Origin of the sequence: Leptospira saintgironsiae (assembly GCF_002811765.1) — a bacterium.
Classification (GTDB): domain Bacteria; phylum Spirochaetota; class Leptospiria; order Leptospirales; family Leptospiraceae; genus Leptospira_B; species Leptospira_B saintgironsiae.
In genome coordinates this window covers 150,624-165,858 of sequence record NZ_NPDR01000006.1, presented here as the reverse complement: position 1 = coordinate 165,858, position 15,235 = coordinate 150,624, and the positions used below count along the sequence as shown (strand labels likewise).

The 15,235-nt window shown below is 40.2% G+C and carries 15 protein-coding genes; 9 read left to right on the top strand and 6 right to left on the bottom strand.

What is annotated here, in order from left to right:
* Positions 1–176: 176 nt before the first annotated feature.
* A complete protein-coding gene (locus tag CH362_RS14430; protein ID WP_100711032.1) occupies positions 177–1,403 on the bottom strand; it encodes an alpha/beta fold hydrolase in 1,227 nt (408 codons plus the stop codon).
* Positions 1,404–1,501: 98 nt separating this feature from the next.
* Between CH362_RS14430 and CH362_RS14425 the strand changes: the two genes are divergently transcribed.
* Positions 1,502–1,936: a hypothetical protein gene (locus CH362_RS14425; protein ID WP_100711136.1), complete on the top strand. Its 435-nt coding sequence runs from the start codon at positions 1,502–1,504 to the stop codon at positions 1,934–1,936.
* Between the two features lies 1 nt (position 1,937).
* On the opposite strand, the gene CH362_RS14420 is transcribed toward CH362_RS14425, so the two are convergent.
* Both CH362_RS14420 and CH362_RS14415 read right to left on the bottom strand, forming a co-directional pair.
* A complete protein-coding gene (locus CH362_RS14420; RefSeq protein ID WP_100711031.1) occupies positions 1,938–3,485 on the bottom strand; it encodes a glycerol kinase 5 in 1,548 nt (515 codons plus the stop codon).
* A gap of 106 nt (positions 3,486–3,591) precedes the next feature.
* Complete coding sequence (locus CH362_RS14415) at positions 3,592–4,020, bottom strand: host attachment protein (protein ID WP_100711030.1); 429 nt, start codon at positions 4,018–4,020, stop codon at positions 3,592–3,594.
* Between the two features lie 410 nt (positions 4,021–4,430).
* Here CH362_RS14415 and CH362_RS14410 point away from each other — a divergent pair, with 410 nt between their 5' ends.
* The 8 genes from CH362_RS14410 (at position 4,431) to CH362_RS14375 (ending at position 12,643) form a co-directional block, all read left to right on the top strand.
* Positions 4,431–5,183 (top strand): hypothetical protein, encoded by a 753-nt coding sequence (locus tag CH362_RS14410; RefSeq protein WP_244280597.1) that lies wholly within the window; start codon positions 4,431–4,433, stop codon positions 5,181–5,183.
* A gap of 67 nt (positions 5,184–5,250) precedes the next feature.
* Positions 5,251–5,880 (top strand): HmuY family protein, encoded by a 630-nt coding sequence (locus CH362_RS14405; RefSeq protein ID WP_100711028.1) that lies wholly within the window; start codon positions 5,251–5,253, stop codon positions 5,878–5,880.
* Positions 5,880–8,381 (top strand): TonB-dependent receptor plug domain-containing protein, encoded by a 2,502-nt coding sequence (locus CH362_RS14400; RefSeq protein ID WP_100711027.1) that lies wholly within the window; start codon positions 5,880–5,882, stop codon positions 8,379–8,381. Before CH362_RS14405 ends, CH362_RS14400 begins: the two co-directional genes overlap by 1 nt.
* A gap of 6 nt (positions 8,382–8,387) precedes the next feature.
* Complete coding sequence (locus CH362_RS14395; RefSeq protein WP_100711026.1) at positions 8,388–8,738, top strand: bleomycin resistance protein; 351 nt, start codon at positions 8,388–8,390, stop codon at positions 8,736–8,738.
* Positions 8,735–9,592, top strand: coding sequence for a heme/hemin ABC transporter substrate-binding protein (locus CH362_RS14390; protein ID WP_100711025.1), 858 nt, complete (start codon positions 8,735–8,737; stop codon positions 9,590–9,592). The genes CH362_RS14395 and CH362_RS14390 overlap by 4 nt, the downstream gene beginning before the upstream one ends.
* Positions 9,589–10,719 carry a FecCD family ABC transporter permease gene (locus tag CH362_RS14385; protein WP_100711024.1) on the top strand — a complete coding sequence of 377 codons (1,131 nt, stop codon included), beginning with the start codon at positions 9,589–9,591 and terminating at the stop codon, positions 10,717–10,719. The genes CH362_RS14390 and CH362_RS14385 overlap by 4 nt, the downstream gene beginning before the upstream one ends.
* Positions 10,716–11,543, top strand: a complete 828-nt coding sequence (locus CH362_RS14380) for an ATP-binding cassette domain-containing protein (RefSeq protein ID WP_244280596.1) — start codon at positions 10,716–10,718, stop codon at positions 11,541–11,543. Before CH362_RS14385 ends, CH362_RS14380 begins: the two co-directional genes overlap by 4 nt.
* 14 nt (positions 11,544–11,557) lie before the next feature.
* Positions 11,558–12,643: a hemin-degrading factor gene (locus CH362_RS14375; protein WP_100711023.1), complete on the top strand. Its 1,086-nt coding sequence runs from the start codon at positions 11,558–11,560 to the stop codon at positions 12,641–12,643.
* A gap of 56 nt (positions 12,644–12,699) precedes the next feature.
* Here the strand turns inward: CH362_RS14375 and CH362_RS14370 are convergent, their stop codons facing one another.
* The 3 genes from CH362_RS14370 to CH362_RS14360 form a co-directional block, all read right to left on the bottom strand.
* The gene (locus tag CH362_RS14370) at positions 12,700–13,128 is read right to left on the bottom strand and encodes a DoxX family protein (RefSeq protein ID WP_008595326.1); all 429 of its coding nucleotides are present in this window, start codon (positions 13,126–13,128) and stop codon (positions 12,700–12,702) included.
* A gap of 145 nt (positions 13,129–13,273) precedes the next feature.
* Positions 13,274–13,846: an MORN repeat-containing protein gene (locus tag CH362_RS14365; RefSeq protein WP_100711022.1), complete on the bottom strand. Its 573-nt coding sequence runs from the start codon at positions 13,844–13,846 to the stop codon at positions 13,274–13,276.
* Between the two features lie 56 nt (positions 13,847–13,902).
* Positions 13,903–15,138, bottom strand: coding sequence for a metallophosphoesterase (locus CH362_RS14360; protein WP_100711021.1), 1,236 nt, complete (start codon positions 15,136–15,138; stop codon positions 13,903–13,905).
* Positions 15,139–15,235 lie beyond the last annotated feature (97 nt).

The window sequence follows — 15,235 nt, the reverse complement described above, 5'->3', positions numbered from 1 at the left end:
TCTTATGCAATTAGCGTACCAATTCCCTGGATATAGATATTATGCCCAATTTCTGGGTGTAAATTTATACTGTGTTTAATATTTAAGCATATTTATATTGAGACATACTTGGGATTTGGTGATATATAAGGAAGAATGCTACTCTTTTAAGGCAGCAAAAGTGGAATTATGTAGTATTAGGTTCTGATATTCTGTCTAAATTTTCTTTTTAATCGCAAAAACCAGCTCTGCTTTTTAGAGGTCCCATGTTCTCTTAAGAAGGTTTCTACCTTGGGAAACACATCGTCTTCTGCCTTCTCCGCAAGGATCAAACAGCCGTGACCATAATCGTCGCTTGCTCCTTCTTCCTTAGAGATCACATAAAATTTTTTGATCTTAGTCCCTGCTCTTTCGTATACAAATCGGACTGTGTCAGGAGTTGCGATTGCGTCATTTGCTCCTGCGATAAATAAACTAGGAACAGTGATCTCTTTTTGAAGATCAATATAATTATAAAATCCGTTCAGAGAACTCATCTTTTTTGTTTCTATCCAAGACATGAATTGCTCAATCAGGCCTTCGCTGATATTTTCGATCGCATTTTTCATTACCTTCTTAACTATTCTAGGCCTGGTCGCTTTTGGATTATAAAGTATCTGATCAATAGGAGTGTAAATTTCTCCAGCTAAAGGTGCAAGCATAGAAGCTCCAAACTTCAGATCCAAAACTTTTCTGGCACGAGGGAATCTAGAAAGTAAACCGATGAGACTCAAACCTAAATGATTCAAATTTCCAGGCCCACCCAAAGAAACAAAACTTGCGATCTTTTCTTTTTCAGATTTGGATGTGATTCCTAGGTAAGAATAGAAGATCATTGCGCCCATAGAATGGCCGACCCAATTCACACGCTTGCTTTCGGTTAAAGAAAGCACTTTGGAAATAATCGCAGGAACATCATATTTTACTAAATCATCAAAGGTGAAGTCCTCATATCCTCCCCTGCTCTCATGGTAGGAACTCCCAGCCCCTCTCAGAGAAACTGCAAATACTTCGTAACCTCTTAATTTTAAATAATAAGGAAGAGAATGTCTTTTGTCCAAATCGATCACATACTTATTCGTAGCAATCCCATGCACCACGATTACTGGAGCAAGATCAGGATTTGGAATAGGAGGAATATGTCTATGTAACGCAATATTCCATCCGTCTTTTGTTTTTGCAAAATGTACCTCGTCTGCAATATCTTCCTGACCATAAAGACGAGAAAACCAGTCCAATAAAACAGGATATAAAACAAGTACAGCGATCAGAAATAGAGAAAATACGATAGCAAGTGATGAAGCGAAGACTGCAAAGAATATGATCGCGAAAAACGTAGTGATCAGATAAAAAGGGCCTCTTCTGTTTTTCAGGATAGCGATCACAACAGGAGAGAATCACTGAGACAATACGAATGTCAAGTATTCCCAAACATGCTTGCCTGGATTTTTGTCCGGATAAGGATGGCGAAATAGTTTTTACGATGGATAAAAAGTTAGACTACAGACTTTATCGCTCTCCCTCCGGCTGGTACAGCATGGTAATCCCCGGCCATTGGCAGAATATTGTAATCGAAGGCATCCCTGCTTTTTTCGAAGAGAATGGTTCAGGTGCTATGCAAGTTTACGCTTTCGAAAATAAAGAAGGCGGTTTCGATCCGGAACAGGAATTAGAAAGATATCTTGCGACTCATAAAATTGAATTTGTGAGAGAGATGGCCGCATTTTTCGAAAACAACGAAGGTGCCAAAATCATCGCGTGCGAATTCTTAAAAGAAGATGGAAGACATTGGCTGGTCTATCTGGTCTCCACTAAAAAAAGAATGATCTTAATCACTTATAATGGAGACGAGGAGCCTACTGAAGAATTGGCGGAACAATTGACAACCGTAGTCAGCTCCATTCGTATCCAAGAATAATTTAATCTATCTTAAGAGTGGATTGTACCGCTCTATGCCAACGTTCCAATTTTGATTCTCTAAATTTTGGATCCATCTTAGGTTTGAAAATTTTATAACCTCTTTCGAGTTTACTCAATTCTTCCAAACTTTTCCAATAACCGGAACCGAGACCTGCAAGATAAGCTGCACCAGTAGCAGTCATATCAGGCTCAGGTGCACGTTTCACTTCTACATTACAAAAATCAGCAAGACATTGTAGAAGTATATCTGATTGGGAAACTCCCCCATCCACCATGATGGAACGTACAGGAACATTTGTGTCCTTCTTAATACCTTCTAATATATCAAATAAAGATAATGCAATTCCCTCGAGCACTGCTCTAGCAACATGCCTTCTATGGGTTGCAAGAGATAATCCGAATACAGATGCCTTAGCATTTGGATTAAAATGAGGATATCTCATTCCAGAAGCAGTCGGAACAAATATCACTCCCTCTGTATCATTTGTTTGAGAAGCAAGTTCGTTCAGAGCTTTTGGAGTATCCGAAAGACCAATTCCTTTTCCAAGCCAGTCTATCAGAGTTCCTACAGTTCCAGTAAAACCTTCTAACATATAAGTTGGCTTCCCGCCGAGTCTCCAAGCAACCAGTGGGAACAAACCTCTTTTAGAAAGTTTAGGTTTATCCCCCATATTCATATCTACAAATGCACCCGAGCCTTGGGAAATTTTAACTCCACCTTTTTCAAAACATGCATGTCCGAATAAGGCCGCCATTTGATCTCCAACCACAGCTCTGATCGGAATTCCAACACCAAATAGAGAAGGATCCGTAGTTCCGAAATCTGCCGCTGTATCTTTTACATTCGGAAAAATTTTTGCAGGAATATTAAAGATGCCACAAAGAGGAGCATTCCATTGTAATTGAAATGGATTGAACATTCCAGTGACTGTTGCATTAGAAGGATCTGTAATATGTTCTTTTCCTTTTGTGAGTTTGTACACGAACCAAGTATCTAATGTACCAAAAAGAATCTCACCCTTCTTCGCTCTTTTTCTAAGTTCTGGATTTTTATCGAATACCCATTTTAAACGAACAGAAGCATGATCCGTCGTGAACTTAAGCATATAAGTTGCAATCAACATTGGATTGCCAGTGATTGTTCCTAAAATTCTGGAAACGAACTGGATCACTTTCCAGATCTTGTTTGAATTCATCTCTGCAGAAGTTTTACCTGCTCTTACATCTGCCCAACTGATCAGCTTTGTTAAAGGTTTGCCTGTAGATTTATCCCAAAGAAGGAAAGATCCTCGTTGGTTGCAGATCCCAAGTGAATCTACATTTGCAGCTTGGAACTTTTTATTCTTAAAAGTTTTTTTGAGAATGGAAACAAGTGCCTGCCAAAGTTTTTCAGGGTCATGTTCCAAGGCACCAGGCTCGCTCACAATAGGAGGAGTTTTTTCGTATTGGCGAGAAACTATTCTGCCCTTCTTATCAAATAAGATAGCTCGGATCCCACTTCCTCCACTATCGATTGAAAGAATATATTTTTCTTTTGAGGCAGCCATTGAACTCTCTCCAATTTTTTACTGGGGTAGAATCCTTTAGGATTCGGCTGCGTCAATAAAAAAGCCGCCATGAAGGCGGCCTTAATAGTATCGACTCGAATGGATCTTATGCTTCGCTTACAAGCACGCTCTTAAGATGGTTCATCAAATTGGACTCTCTTTCATGTACGATATCTTTAGGCATCTTGTGATAGATCTTTTCTTTAGACTTCTCATCCAGTTTGCCCAGGATCATTCCCATAAAGCCAGGTTCGGAAATCAAAATAAAATTGGAAAAAGAATCCTTCTTCCTTTCCAAGTTCATAAAATCGCTAAGTTTACCTGCGAAAGCCGCAGCCACTCTCTTTTTCGGTTCATGAAAAAAATCAAAATCAGATCTGGAAGCCTGGCCTGCTCCAGTAACTAGATCCGAATTTCTGAGTCTTCCTTCGGGATTCTCCATAGATTGCACCAGCTTCAAACCGTTAGTCGGCCCTTGGTATTCGAAAATTTTTGCCTCGCTTCGGTTTGCAACCACCACCCATTTTTTCTTCATACTGTACCCTCCTATTATGGAACTCTCCGTCACCGAAAGATTCGGAATTCGGCCCAATAGTTTTAACCCAAGGAGAAGGACCTATCAATTACTTTTCCCAAAACCTTCTTCTTTTAAGGATTAGAAAAATGAAATATACTATCTGTAATAAAATGGAATCTCTCTAAATCCAAAATTATTCTGAACGTAAGACAGTCTCTGTAGACAAATATCAATCCTTCCGACCGCCAGAATGCCTGGCTTTTAGGGAATTCTTTGGTGGACTTTTCACTATCGCTTCTGAGAATTGTTCTCATTCTTGGTTGACAGATTCCGAGAGATTTTGATTTTGAGTTTTAGACTCATTTCAAAATCTAAACACAGAAACCATGACTCCTACTAATGAGAATTGAGTCTCAACAGGAGAAAACATGAAACGGAACGCAACCAAGACGCTATTGACGATGATTCTAGGAATATCCTTCTTAATGAATTGCGACCAAGGCTCGAAAGAGTCCAACGCTGCACTCGTACTCGGAGCTTTAAACAGCGCCTGTGTGGACGCAGCAGTTGCTAATGATGAGATCGCAGAAACTGCAATCACTGCAGGGATCAATACTTTCCAATTGATCTCCATCCCAACTGCGGGTGCAGCAAGACATATCAGATTAGAAGGAGCATTGCTCCAGGCTCTAAGCGGACACGGAACCATCTACCTAGCAACTGGATACACTGATTCTTTGGCAGGAACTACAGCCACACCTACTACTACTGCAGGTGACGGAAGACTCGTAGTGAACATCTACCAAGGTGGGCCAATGGTTTACGCAGGTTATTCTGCAACCACAGCTTACGGAACGGATGATGGAACTGCAACTGCAGCACTTGGAGGAACTGGAACTAGTTTGTTCTCTTCCTTCACTACTACTGCAAGCGACGTTTGTTTAGATATTAGCGCGGACACAACTCCTAAAGTTACTATTTGGGGAAGTGGATACAAAGGTGCAAACTGCAAGAAGAGATGCACCCTTACTGAGTCTAACGCGATCATCAATAAAGCGGATTGGCCAAGTGGAGCCGGAATTGGTTCTTCTGGTAGCACTAGCACTTATTACAAAACTGGTAGCTCTGCTTCTGGAGTAACTGCGACTAAGGTAGTAACTTATAGTACTACTGCGCTTTAAAAATTTTAGGCGGTCGCTTCGGCCGCCTACTGTCATTATTAATTTTTGAAAAAAGGGGGATTCGATAATGAAAACATTATATTCAATTTTCATTATTCTCATAGCAACTTTAACTGTTTTCTGCGGACCTAGCACCGGAGGAGACGATGGTCTTGCGATTTTAGCCGCATTGGAAGATGGCGGTGGAGGATGTATCAAAGCCCCCGGCGATACAACCACAACAGGTTCTGGGACTTTTACTACCAGAGTGAATGCAACTGCAAGCGGTTGTTGGGTTTATTTAGATCTTAAAGCAGGTGGAGTAGAAACGACTAAATCCGGAACTTGGGATCTAAAATTTAAAAGATTTATAATCGGTACAAATAGTGGAACAAGCGGCACCAGAGATGCGGGTGCTTGTTTTAATGCTGGCGATACCAACCTAGCAAGTGTAACCGGAGGAGACTGTACTCCGGAAGTAGACGAGCTCATGTCTCAAACCGGAGGAGGCGGATTCGGAACTGCTACAGAAAATGCAAGCCCTGCACTTTGGGATTGGTACGATTATAACGGAACCACCCATATTCTTACTCCGAAATCAAGAGGGTATTTGATCCAAGGCTCTAACGGAACTTCCTTTTTCGGATTAGAGATCACGGATTATTACGACGACGCAAGCACGAGCGGATTTCCTAAATTTATCTGGAAGAACCTTTGATGGGGAATATAAAACCTTCCTCCATTCCTAGAATACTTTATCTGATCTTATTTTCAGGTTTATGTTTCCTAGGAGTTCCTCTTTTCTCCCAAGGAGAAGTTCTTCCTGAAACGAAAACGGAAGAAAAAAAAGATGATTCTGATAAATCAAAAGTAAATCCAGAATCAGGAAAAGATATTAATAATGGAAACAATGATAGAGGTTCTATCATCACCGTTACAGGTACTCGTCGAAAAGGTTTTTTAAAAGATTCCACGATCACTACTGAGGTGATCACAAGAAAAGATATAGATGCAATGGGAGCGAGAGATATCTCCCAAACTTTAGGTAACGTTCCAGGTATCGAAGTTCGTCCAGCACAAGCTGGAGAAAGAGGATCTACAGTTCGTTTACAAGGTCTTTCAGGTCAAAACGTTTTGATCTTAGTGGACGGACAAAGAACCACAGGACGTTTTAGTGGTTCCATCGACTTAACCAGATTTAAAGCAGAAGATATAGAAAGAATTGAGATCGTAAAAGGTGCGTCATCCGCTCTTTACGGTTCTGATGCGATCGCAGGTGTGATCAATATCATCACTAAGGAACAAAAAGATCCTTACTCGGCCAACTTCAGGACTTTTATGGGAGGGGGAAATCCTATCTACTACGGAACAGGAACAGAGTTCCGCAACTACGCATCCGTAGGAGTTCGTAGAGGAATTGTTTCCACCAACTTTACAGCCGGCTGGCATAGAGGAGATGGTTACGATCTAACTCCAGACGCTACCTTGGGCCCAAAAAACGGAAGAGTAGAAAGTCTTTCCCCTAGTTACTCCCCTTTTCCGACTGACACTCCTCTTTGGACAAAACTTTATATTTATCGTAAAAAACTTCCTTATGAAGGTCCTTTAGAATCTACTTCAGGTAGTGCATTCGAAGATATAAACGTTTCTAATAAAACTACCTTTGATATTTCGGAAACTTTTAAATTAGGATTCCAATTCTATTATAGATATCTAAACCAAAATGCAGTAGATGCAGTTCCTCCAAGAGGGGTATATGATAGAAGTAATAAAACCCATGACTTTATGGGCGCGGTTAACGCAGATTGGGAAATTACTAAAACATTAAACTTAAACGTAAACACTAACTACGCTAGATTTTTTGATACTTATACTTACGACCAAAGAAAGTCAGACGCACAAGATAAAAGAGAGAAATTAGACAACGCAGTCACTGAACTACGAACTCGTTTAGATCATAAGATTGCAGACGGGCATGTTATATCATACGGTGCAGAGACATTAATAGACCAATTCTCTTCGGCAAGGATTGCACCTGATTGTAAAAGAAATTTTCCTAATATCTGTGCCAGTGATATCTTAGGTGGAACAGATCCTTACCAAACCCAAAACGGATACGCCCAAAGACAAAGAAATGCATTTTATGTGCAAGACGAATGGAGAGTTTCCAGCGCTCCAAGGATCCAGATTGTTCCAGGTATCCGCTCTGACCATGACTCTATCTACGGAGGACAAATTCTTCCTAAATTAGCAGTTCGTTATGATGTGACTGATAAATTCCGCATTAGAGCGGCCAACGGTTTAGGATATAGGGCACCTAGCTTCCAAGATCTATATTATAATTTCATAAATCCAGGCGTAGGATATAGAGTAGCAGGAAATCCGGATCTAAAACCTGAACTTTCTCGCAGTTATAACTTGGGAGGAGAATGGGAGCCTAATAAAGTATTCTGGTTCAGCTTTAACTTCTTCTATAATAATATCGATAACCTAATCGGATTCAGAACGAACCCAACCAGAGACGCATCTGGATTACAGATCTTCAATACATCCAATTACCAAAAGGCTCTTACAAAAGGATTTGAATCTTCTGTAACTCTTAGAGTTCACCAAAATGTTTCATTGGGTGGCGGTTATACATACACAGATACAAGAGACGAATTAACCAATCTTCCTTTAGAAGGAAGAGGTTATCATAGATGGAATGCAAATATTCGTATAGATCACCAACCTAGTGGGTTCAGCTTCTCTCTATTCGCAATAGTTTTCGGAAAACAACCATACTACTGTCAGAAAAATCCACTTTGGTGTGATCCTCAGTTACCAACAGAACTTTCTGCGCTTAGCGCTCAGCTTACAACACAAGCAACGAATACGATTAACGCATTATTCGGGAATATTCCAGGTGGTATCCAAGAATATTGTACTGAAAGAAACTTATCTTATTGTACTACTGGGCCTACTTACGGTGTAAGAATGGTTAATGCTCATACCAATTTAAATATCAGAGTTTCCCAAAAGGTTCTAGGTGCTTTCGAAATATTCGCAGGTGTGGATAACGTTTTAGATACATTCGACCTGACTTATAATCCTCAGAAGCCTAGGTTTTATTACGTGGGGATTGACGGAAGATTTAATGCGACGTCCGGTCCGGCAGATTATTCTGCGGCACCGATGCCTTCGACCTCACCGACAGCGGTTCCGTCTACACTTCGGTAAAGAAAAATGACAGATCCGAAATTACTCTCGATCGTTCCTCAACTTCCGGTTTTAGATCTTCCAAGATCCAAAAAATTTTATACGGAAGTTTTGGGCTTCGAACTAAGGGCAGAATATTCTAACTTATTAATATTCTTCCTGGATGGACAAGAACTTCATTTATGGGGATGTGATGATCCTAAAATTCCTGAAGTGTCCAGTTGTTATATTCGTGTTCAAAATATAGATTCTTATTTCGCAAAATATAAATCCGCGATTCATCCTAAAGGGACCCTGGAAGACAAACCATGGGGGATGAGAGAATTTTATGTTTCGGACCCAGACAAAAACCTTTTAAAATTCGGAGAACCGATATGAAAAAAATCCTATTATGGGCTTTGTTCCTTTGCCTTCCCGTAAGCTCTATTTTCGCTGAAAATAAAGAACTTAGAATCGTAACATTAAACGGAACTATTTCCGAAATCGTTTTCGCATTAGGAAAAGGTAAACTAGTTGTGGGAAACGACACTTCTTCCCTTTATCCTCCGGAAGCAGTAGCCCTTCCTAAAGTAGGTTACCAGAGAATGCTTTCCGCAGAAGGTATTCTTTCCTTAAAACCAAATCTGATTTTAGGATTAGAATACGCAGGTCCGCCTGAAGTAATTGAACAACTTAAATCTGCAGGTTTAAAAGTGATTATCTATCCTGGATTACCCGGTGTAGAGCCTGCATTAAATAATATTCTTGCGATCGGAAAAGAGATCGGAGCTGAAAAAGAAGCTCAAAAGATCGTGCAAGATATCCGTAAAAAACATTCTAAAATTGCGGAGAAGGTTTCAAAATTAAAATCCAAACCAAAAGTGTTATTCGTATACCATAGAGGGACAAGCCTCGCACAAGTTTCTGGAATAGAAACGCCTGCGGATGAAATGATCCGACTCGGTGGAGGGATCAATGCGGTGGATGGATTTAAAGGTTTTAAACCAATCACGCCAGAAGCGGTAATTGCAGCACAACCGGATATCATCCTTATTCCAAGTAGAGGTTTAGAAAGCCTTGGTGGAAAAGACGGAGTGTTCTCACTTCCTGGTGTGAAAGATACTCCTGCTGGAAAAAAATCCAGAGTAGTTGCGATAGACGATCTAGTTCTTTTAGGTTTCGGTCCAAGACTTGGTCAAGGTATCGAGGAATTATTCGAATCCTTTCATCCTAAAACGCCTGAGAAAAAATGATCGTATCTTCTCCGGAAACTTCTTCCCCTGAAACAAAACCAAAAAGGGAAGAAAAGAAGAAAAAAATAGGACGTAAAGTCCCGGCTATTCTCGTATATGCACTGTTAGCTGCTGGACTTTTCGGAATAGGAATACTTTCCCTCAAATTTGGGTCCATTCAACTTTCAACGGGAGAAATCCTGAAAGTATTATTATTAGGACAAGACTCCTTATCCGAGTTGGAGGTCCCACATTCTATTTTGGTTTGGAATTTGAGATTACCTAGACTCATATTATCTATGTTAGTCGGCGCATCTTTAGCCTCAGCAGGAGTTTGTATACAAGGGCTATTCAGAAATCCATTAGTAGAACCAGGATTTATTGGAGTAAGTCCTGGAGCTGCATTAGCTGCTTCTGCATGGATCGTATTCTCCGAAAAAATTCTTACATTCTTCCCCGCTGAACTAAGAGGAAAAGAAAGTTTCTTATTACAATTATTCGCATTTGGTGGAGCATTATCTGTTTCATTCTTCTTGCATATTGTTTCCAAAAGAGAAGGAGGAGGATTTTCCTTAGTTTTGGTTCTCGCAGGGATTGCAGTAAATGCCACTGTAGTTTCTCTTTTAGGATTTTTATCTTATCTAGCAGATGATACTCAACTTAGAAACCTAACTTTCTGGAGTTTAGGAAGTATGGCAGTCGCAAGCTGGCATAAAATTTATTTATTGGGTGCTGTTCTTCTCCTCGTGATCTTCTTCTTTCCTATGTTAGCAAGAGGTTTGGATGCTTTGGCGTTAGGAGAAGCGGAGGCTTTTCATACTGGTTTCAAAGTAAGAAGGATCCGAAATCTTACAATCGTTCTAGCAAGTTTATTAGTAGGTGTAAGTATTTCTATCTGTGGAAATATTTCATTCGTTGGTTTGATCGTCCCTCATATTCTGAGAATGGTTTTAGGGCCTGGTCATAAATCATTATTGCCTGCTTCCTTATTCGGAGGAGCACTTCTTCTTGCTATAGCAGACTTAACAGCACGCACGATTGCATTCCCTTCAGAACTTCCTATCGGAATTATCGCAGCGGGTATTGGTGGTCCATTCTTCTTATTCTTAATCTTACAAGCAAAACGTAGAGAAGGAGAATTCAGATGAGTCTAGTATTATCAGACATTTCCTTATCCAGGGGAGGAAGGTTCTTATTATCAGGAGTCAATTTAAGTTTGTATCCTGGAGAACTTCTAATCGTGCTGGGTCCAAACGGAGCAGGAAAATCTACCTTACTAAAATTATTTTCAGGAGAAATATCTCCAGACAAGGGATTGGTGCTATTGGATGGGATCCCTTTATCTGAATATGATTCGGAAGATTTGGCTCTTAGAAGAAGTGTCCTTTCTCAAGAATCAGAGATCCATTTTCCATTTATCGCTGATGAGATTGTTCGAATGGGAAGGTCCTGCTCTAAATTAAGAGTTCCTAAACCATTAGAAGATCAGATCACTGAAGAAGCATTTCATTCTGTCCATTTAGGAGAAAGAGAAAGATTCCAAACTTATAATAAACTTTCTGGTGGAGAAAAGCAAAGAACTCAAATGGCGAGGGTTTTAGTACAAGATAAAGAACCTACCCAAAGAGAAAGTTATGTTCTTTTAGATGAACCGGGAGCCTCTTTAGATCCGAACAGAATACATTCTTTATTGGAAAAAGCGAAACAACTTAGTAAAGAAGGAAGAGGAGTCCTCTGTATCCTTCATGATCTGAACCTTGCCTTGAGATATGCAGATCGTATTGCAGTATTAAAAGAAGGTAAAATACTATCGGACGGAATTCCTGAGAATATACTGGATGAGGAATTTGTCCTAGAACATTTCAGATTGAGAACTAAAAAAGTTCCTTTCCCGGAAGGAGGGCATTACCTAATTCCCCTCGGTCCCGCAGAACCAAATACAATAAACAGCCTACCCTATACACAACGCTAAAGGAGTCAAAGAAAATGTCCATCGCTGAATCGTTAGAAATCGAAAATATCATCAAAGATTGGAAACAGATCAAAGAAACACAACCTCGTCTTAGAATGAGAGAGATCGCTTCCCAACTCAAAACCTCGGAAGGTGGATTATTGGCCGCCTCTGAAATTTCAAAAGCGGAAGGATTCCCACAAGTTTCTTCTCTCCAAACTAATTGGGGAGAATTATTCGCAAAATTCGGAGAATTGGGACATGTAATGGTCCTCACTCGAAACGAAGCTTGTGTACATGAAAGAAAAGGAATATTCGAAAAAGTAAGTTCCGGTCCTGGACATATCTTAGTAGTTGGAGCAGACATCGATCTAAGACTTTTCCCAGGAATCTGGAAGTTCGGGTTTGCGGTAGAAGAGCCTAAACAAGATTCTACTCAAAGATCTTTTCAATTTTTCAATGAGAATGGAGAAGCAATGTTCAAACTTTTCCTTACAGATAAATCCAATGTATCTGCATGGGAAAAGCTAAGATCTGAATTCAAAAACGGATCTCCCGACTTCTCCCCTCTATTCTCTTCTGAAAATAAAAAGGAAACTGCTGCCGCAGAAAAAAGAGAGATCAGCTCCGAAACCAAAGAGGAGTTCTTAAACGAGTGGGGAAAATTAGAAGACACTCATGAATTTTTCTCTCTATTAAAAAAACATGGTGTTTCCAGGATCCAATCCATGGAAATCGCTAATGGAAAATTTACAAAGACCGTAGAGCCCAAAGCAGTATTAAGAATGTTGGAAATGGCTTCCCTGGACAGAAGTCCTATCATGGTTTTTGTAGGAAATCCAGGATCCATTCAGATCCATACAGGAGAAGTCACCAATATTAAGGTTTTAGAATCTTGGTGGAATGTTCTGGATCCGGAGTTCAATTTACATTTGAGATCCGATCTGATCTCTAAAGTTTATATCGTAGATAAACCTTCTAAAGACGGAGTCATCCACTCTATGGAAGTATACGATGCAGATGGAGAATTGATCGTTCAGTTTTTTGGAAAAAGAAAACCGGGACAACCTGAAAGAACCGACTGGGTTGGCTTATTAGACAAGGTGTCCGAACCAGTCTGATATTAAAATGAGATCGTTAGCTCTTTTTAATATTCCAAAGAGCTAACGATATTTTTTTAAACACTCTTATGTGTTTCTATATAAAAATCTGCCGAGATACGACCGGACCCATACAAAGAAAAGTGTAAAAGTAAAAGTAGGATCATGGATGCATAAGGTAGATTTGATCCTGCGGACACAAAACCTTCTCTTGCATGGATGAACAAAACGGCCCCGACTAGTACAGGCAATTGTAAAATCGCGGAAAATCTAGTCAGAAGTCCTACCATCAGCAACACACCACCACAAATGTGAGCGATCACTATATAATGAGCGAGTAACGTAGAAGCATAAGGAGCATTATTTAATTCCATGAGTCGGATAAGAGCATCCGTATCCGCAAGGAATGCAAGTCCCTTATACACCAGAACCCCGCCTAAATATACGCGGACCATATCGATCCACCAATCCCGATGAGTCTCTAACCAATCATGCCATCTTTCCATAAGGACCTCCGTCCTGCGATGGAACATTCTATCTTTCTTTTTTTGAAAATCAAGACCTCTTGTAAAAAAGAGGTCTAATATAATCGAACAATCGTTTATTAATATTTGTTTAAACTCATCCGAAAGGGTTATCGTTTAATAAGGATTATTTACAGAGTAGCTTTCTATTCTCTAATCTGCATCTTGTAGTTCTACCAGCTTTGGTATACTTACCGTTCCCGTTACCTTCTGCTGTAAATGATCCACTAAAAACAGAACCATCTCGAAACACATAACGTCCTGCGCCTGATTTTTTATCTTCTGACCAATTCCCTTCGTATCTATCTCCGTCAGAATAAGCTAAGGTCCCCCAACCTTCTCTCATCTCTCCGGAAAATCTGCCAGAGTAAACGTCTTTGGTATCATATACATAGACACCTTCTCCGTTTTTACAATTCCCTTTCTTACATCCTGCAGAACCTCTAGCAAAAGATCTTAAGCTAATATCGGGACTTGGCTCTGGTTTTCTTTCGATAGGTTTACCATCTGCGTCTTCGTCAAAATATTCTCTGGAAGAAATATCAGAATCTTGATCCCTATCATCTGCTTTCTTTTTAGGTTTTAATCTTTCGATCTCTGGGTTGGACTTTGGCTTTGGTTTGGAACAATTGGAAAAGGAGAAGTAACTGGAAAATAGGAAAACGGATAAGGCAATAGAACTGAAAACTTTTTTGATCATTCTGGATCCCGGATTCCCTACAGAGAGCCCGGGAAGATCAGAATGTCAATAAAGTTCTAAGACTGTTTTTCCAAAACAAGCAGAGTGATTTCGGAAGGAGCGCCTATCCTCAAAGGAGGTCCCCAATATCCAGTTCCTCTACTTACATAAAGTTGTGTATCTTCCCATTTACTTAGGCCAGCCACAAACTTTTGGAATAGATGGATGAACACATTTCCTGGAAAATATTGTCCCCCATGAGTATGGCCGGATAGCTGAAGATCATATCCTACTTTAGCAGCTTCGAAAACCGAATTAGGTTGGTGAGCGAGTAGGACCTTATAATGTGCGCTTTCCGTTCCAATAGAAGCTTGTTTAGGATCTGTTCTATGACCTGGGATAACGGTATGAGCCTTATAATCCGTTACACCTGCAACGGCGATCTTTGCACCATTATGATCTATTAGTTTATTCTGATTTAATAATACGTTTATGCCAAGATCTTCTAACTCTCTGATCCAAGCGATCACTCCGGAATAATACTCATGGTTTCCAGTCACGAAAAATGTTCCGTATTTAGATTCCAGATCTTTCAGAGGAGAAACATGATGTTTGAGCATATTTACTGTTCCATCTACCAAATCTCCGGTGATAGCAACCAGATCCGGCTCCAAAGAATTTGTCTTAGAGACTACACCTTCTAAAAAATTTCCTTTGATCGTAGGCCCAATATGGATATCAGAAAGTTGTGCGATCTTAAAACCGTGGAGACCGTCAGGCAGATCTTTTACCTTGATCTTCACATATTTGACAGTAGGAGTTTTTTTAGCCTGGTAGAATCCAAAAGCGGTCAGCCCGCCTGCGATTCCCAAAAGTGCAAACGAAGAAAATCTTGCTAAAAAGTCCCCTCTTCCGAATCTTTCCGATCCGAGTAACGCCTCGGTTTCGGCTGATGCGACAGAAATACTATTGGATTGTAGAAGGTCCGAAAGATAAATAACACCTTTCCAAACCAAATTTCCCAAATCCCTGAAGACTACAAAGGAAACGAGTATCGTTGCAAACCCCAAAGTAGTAAATGCGGAGTATGCCCAGAACTTCTGCCACCCGGTTTCTCTAAAAAATAAACTTAAAAGATAAGCACTAGGGGTGAGAAGGACCAGAAAAACCACTCCGATCCAAAGAGAAACCTTCTGAAAAGTTCCGAGTTCGAAAGGTGCGATCAAACGACTGGTCGCGTAAGAATAACCTATCAAAAGAATTACCGTAAAAACACTGAGAAAAATCACTAACCTTTGCAAATCGAACTCCATTGCCTGACTCATATATCCGACCGAAAAAAAGGGTGGGAGTTCCTCCAAAAAAACACCTTTCTCACATTTTGTTCCGACAGAAAACGACAATCCGTTG

What these genes read in the sequence shown, in the direction of transcription:
- CH362_RS14425 (WP_100711136.1), top strand. Translation starts at nt 1,502, where the DNA reads ATGGATAAAAAGTTAGACTACAGACTTTATCGCTCTCCCTCCGGCTGG.
- CH362_RS14420 (WP_100711031.1), bottom strand. Translation starts at nt 3,485, where the DNA reads ATGGCTGCCTCAAAAGAAAAATATATTCTTTCAATCGATAGTGGAGGA.
- CH362_RS14415 (WP_100711030.1), bottom strand. Translation starts at nt 4,020, where the DNA reads ATGAAGAAAAAATGGGTGGTGGTTGCAAACCGAAGCGAGGCAAAAATT.
- CH362_RS14410 (WP_244280597.1), top strand. Translation starts at nt 4,431, where the DNA reads ATGAAACGGAACGCAACCAAGACGCTATTGACGATGATTCTAGGAATA.
- CH362_RS14405 (WP_100711028.1), top strand. Translation starts at nt 5,251, where the DNA reads ATGAAAACATTATATTCAATTTTCATTATTCTCATAGCAACTTTAACT.
- CH362_RS14400 (WP_100711027.1), top strand. Translation starts at nt 5,880, where the DNA reads ATGGGGAATATAAAACCTTCCTCCATTCCTAGAATACTTTATCTGATC.
- CH362_RS14395 (WP_100711026.1), top strand. Translation starts at nt 8,388, where the DNA reads ATGACAGATCCGAAATTACTCTCGATCGTTCCTCAACTTCCGGTTTTA.
- CH362_RS14390 (WP_100711025.1), top strand. Translation starts at nt 8,735, where the DNA reads ATGAAAAAAATCCTATTATGGGCTTTGTTCCTTTGCCTTCCCGTAAGC.
- CH362_RS14385 (WP_100711024.1), top strand. Translation starts at nt 9,589, where the DNA reads ATGATCGTATCTTCTCCGGAAACTTCTTCCCCTGAAACAAAACCAAAA.
- CH362_RS14380 (WP_244280596.1), top strand. Translation starts at nt 10,716, where the DNA reads ATGAGTCTAGTATTATCAGACATTTCCTTATCCAGGGGAGGAAGGTTC.
- CH362_RS14375 (WP_100711023.1), top strand. Translation starts at nt 11,558, where the DNA reads ATGTCCATCGCTGAATCGTTAGAAATCGAAAATATCATCAAAGATTGG.
- CH362_RS14370 (WP_008595326.1), bottom strand. Translation starts at nt 13,128, where the DNA reads ATGGAAAGATGGCATGATTGGTTAGAGACTCATCGGGATTGGTGGATC.
- CH362_RS14365 (WP_100711022.1), bottom strand. Translation starts at nt 13,846, where the DNA reads ATGATCAAAAAAGTTTTCAGTTCTATTGCCTTATCCGTTTTCCTATTT.
- CH362_RS14360 (WP_100711021.1), bottom strand. Translation starts at nt 15,138, where the DNA reads ATGGAGTTCGATTTGCAAAGGTTAGTGATTTTTCTCAGTGTTTTTACG.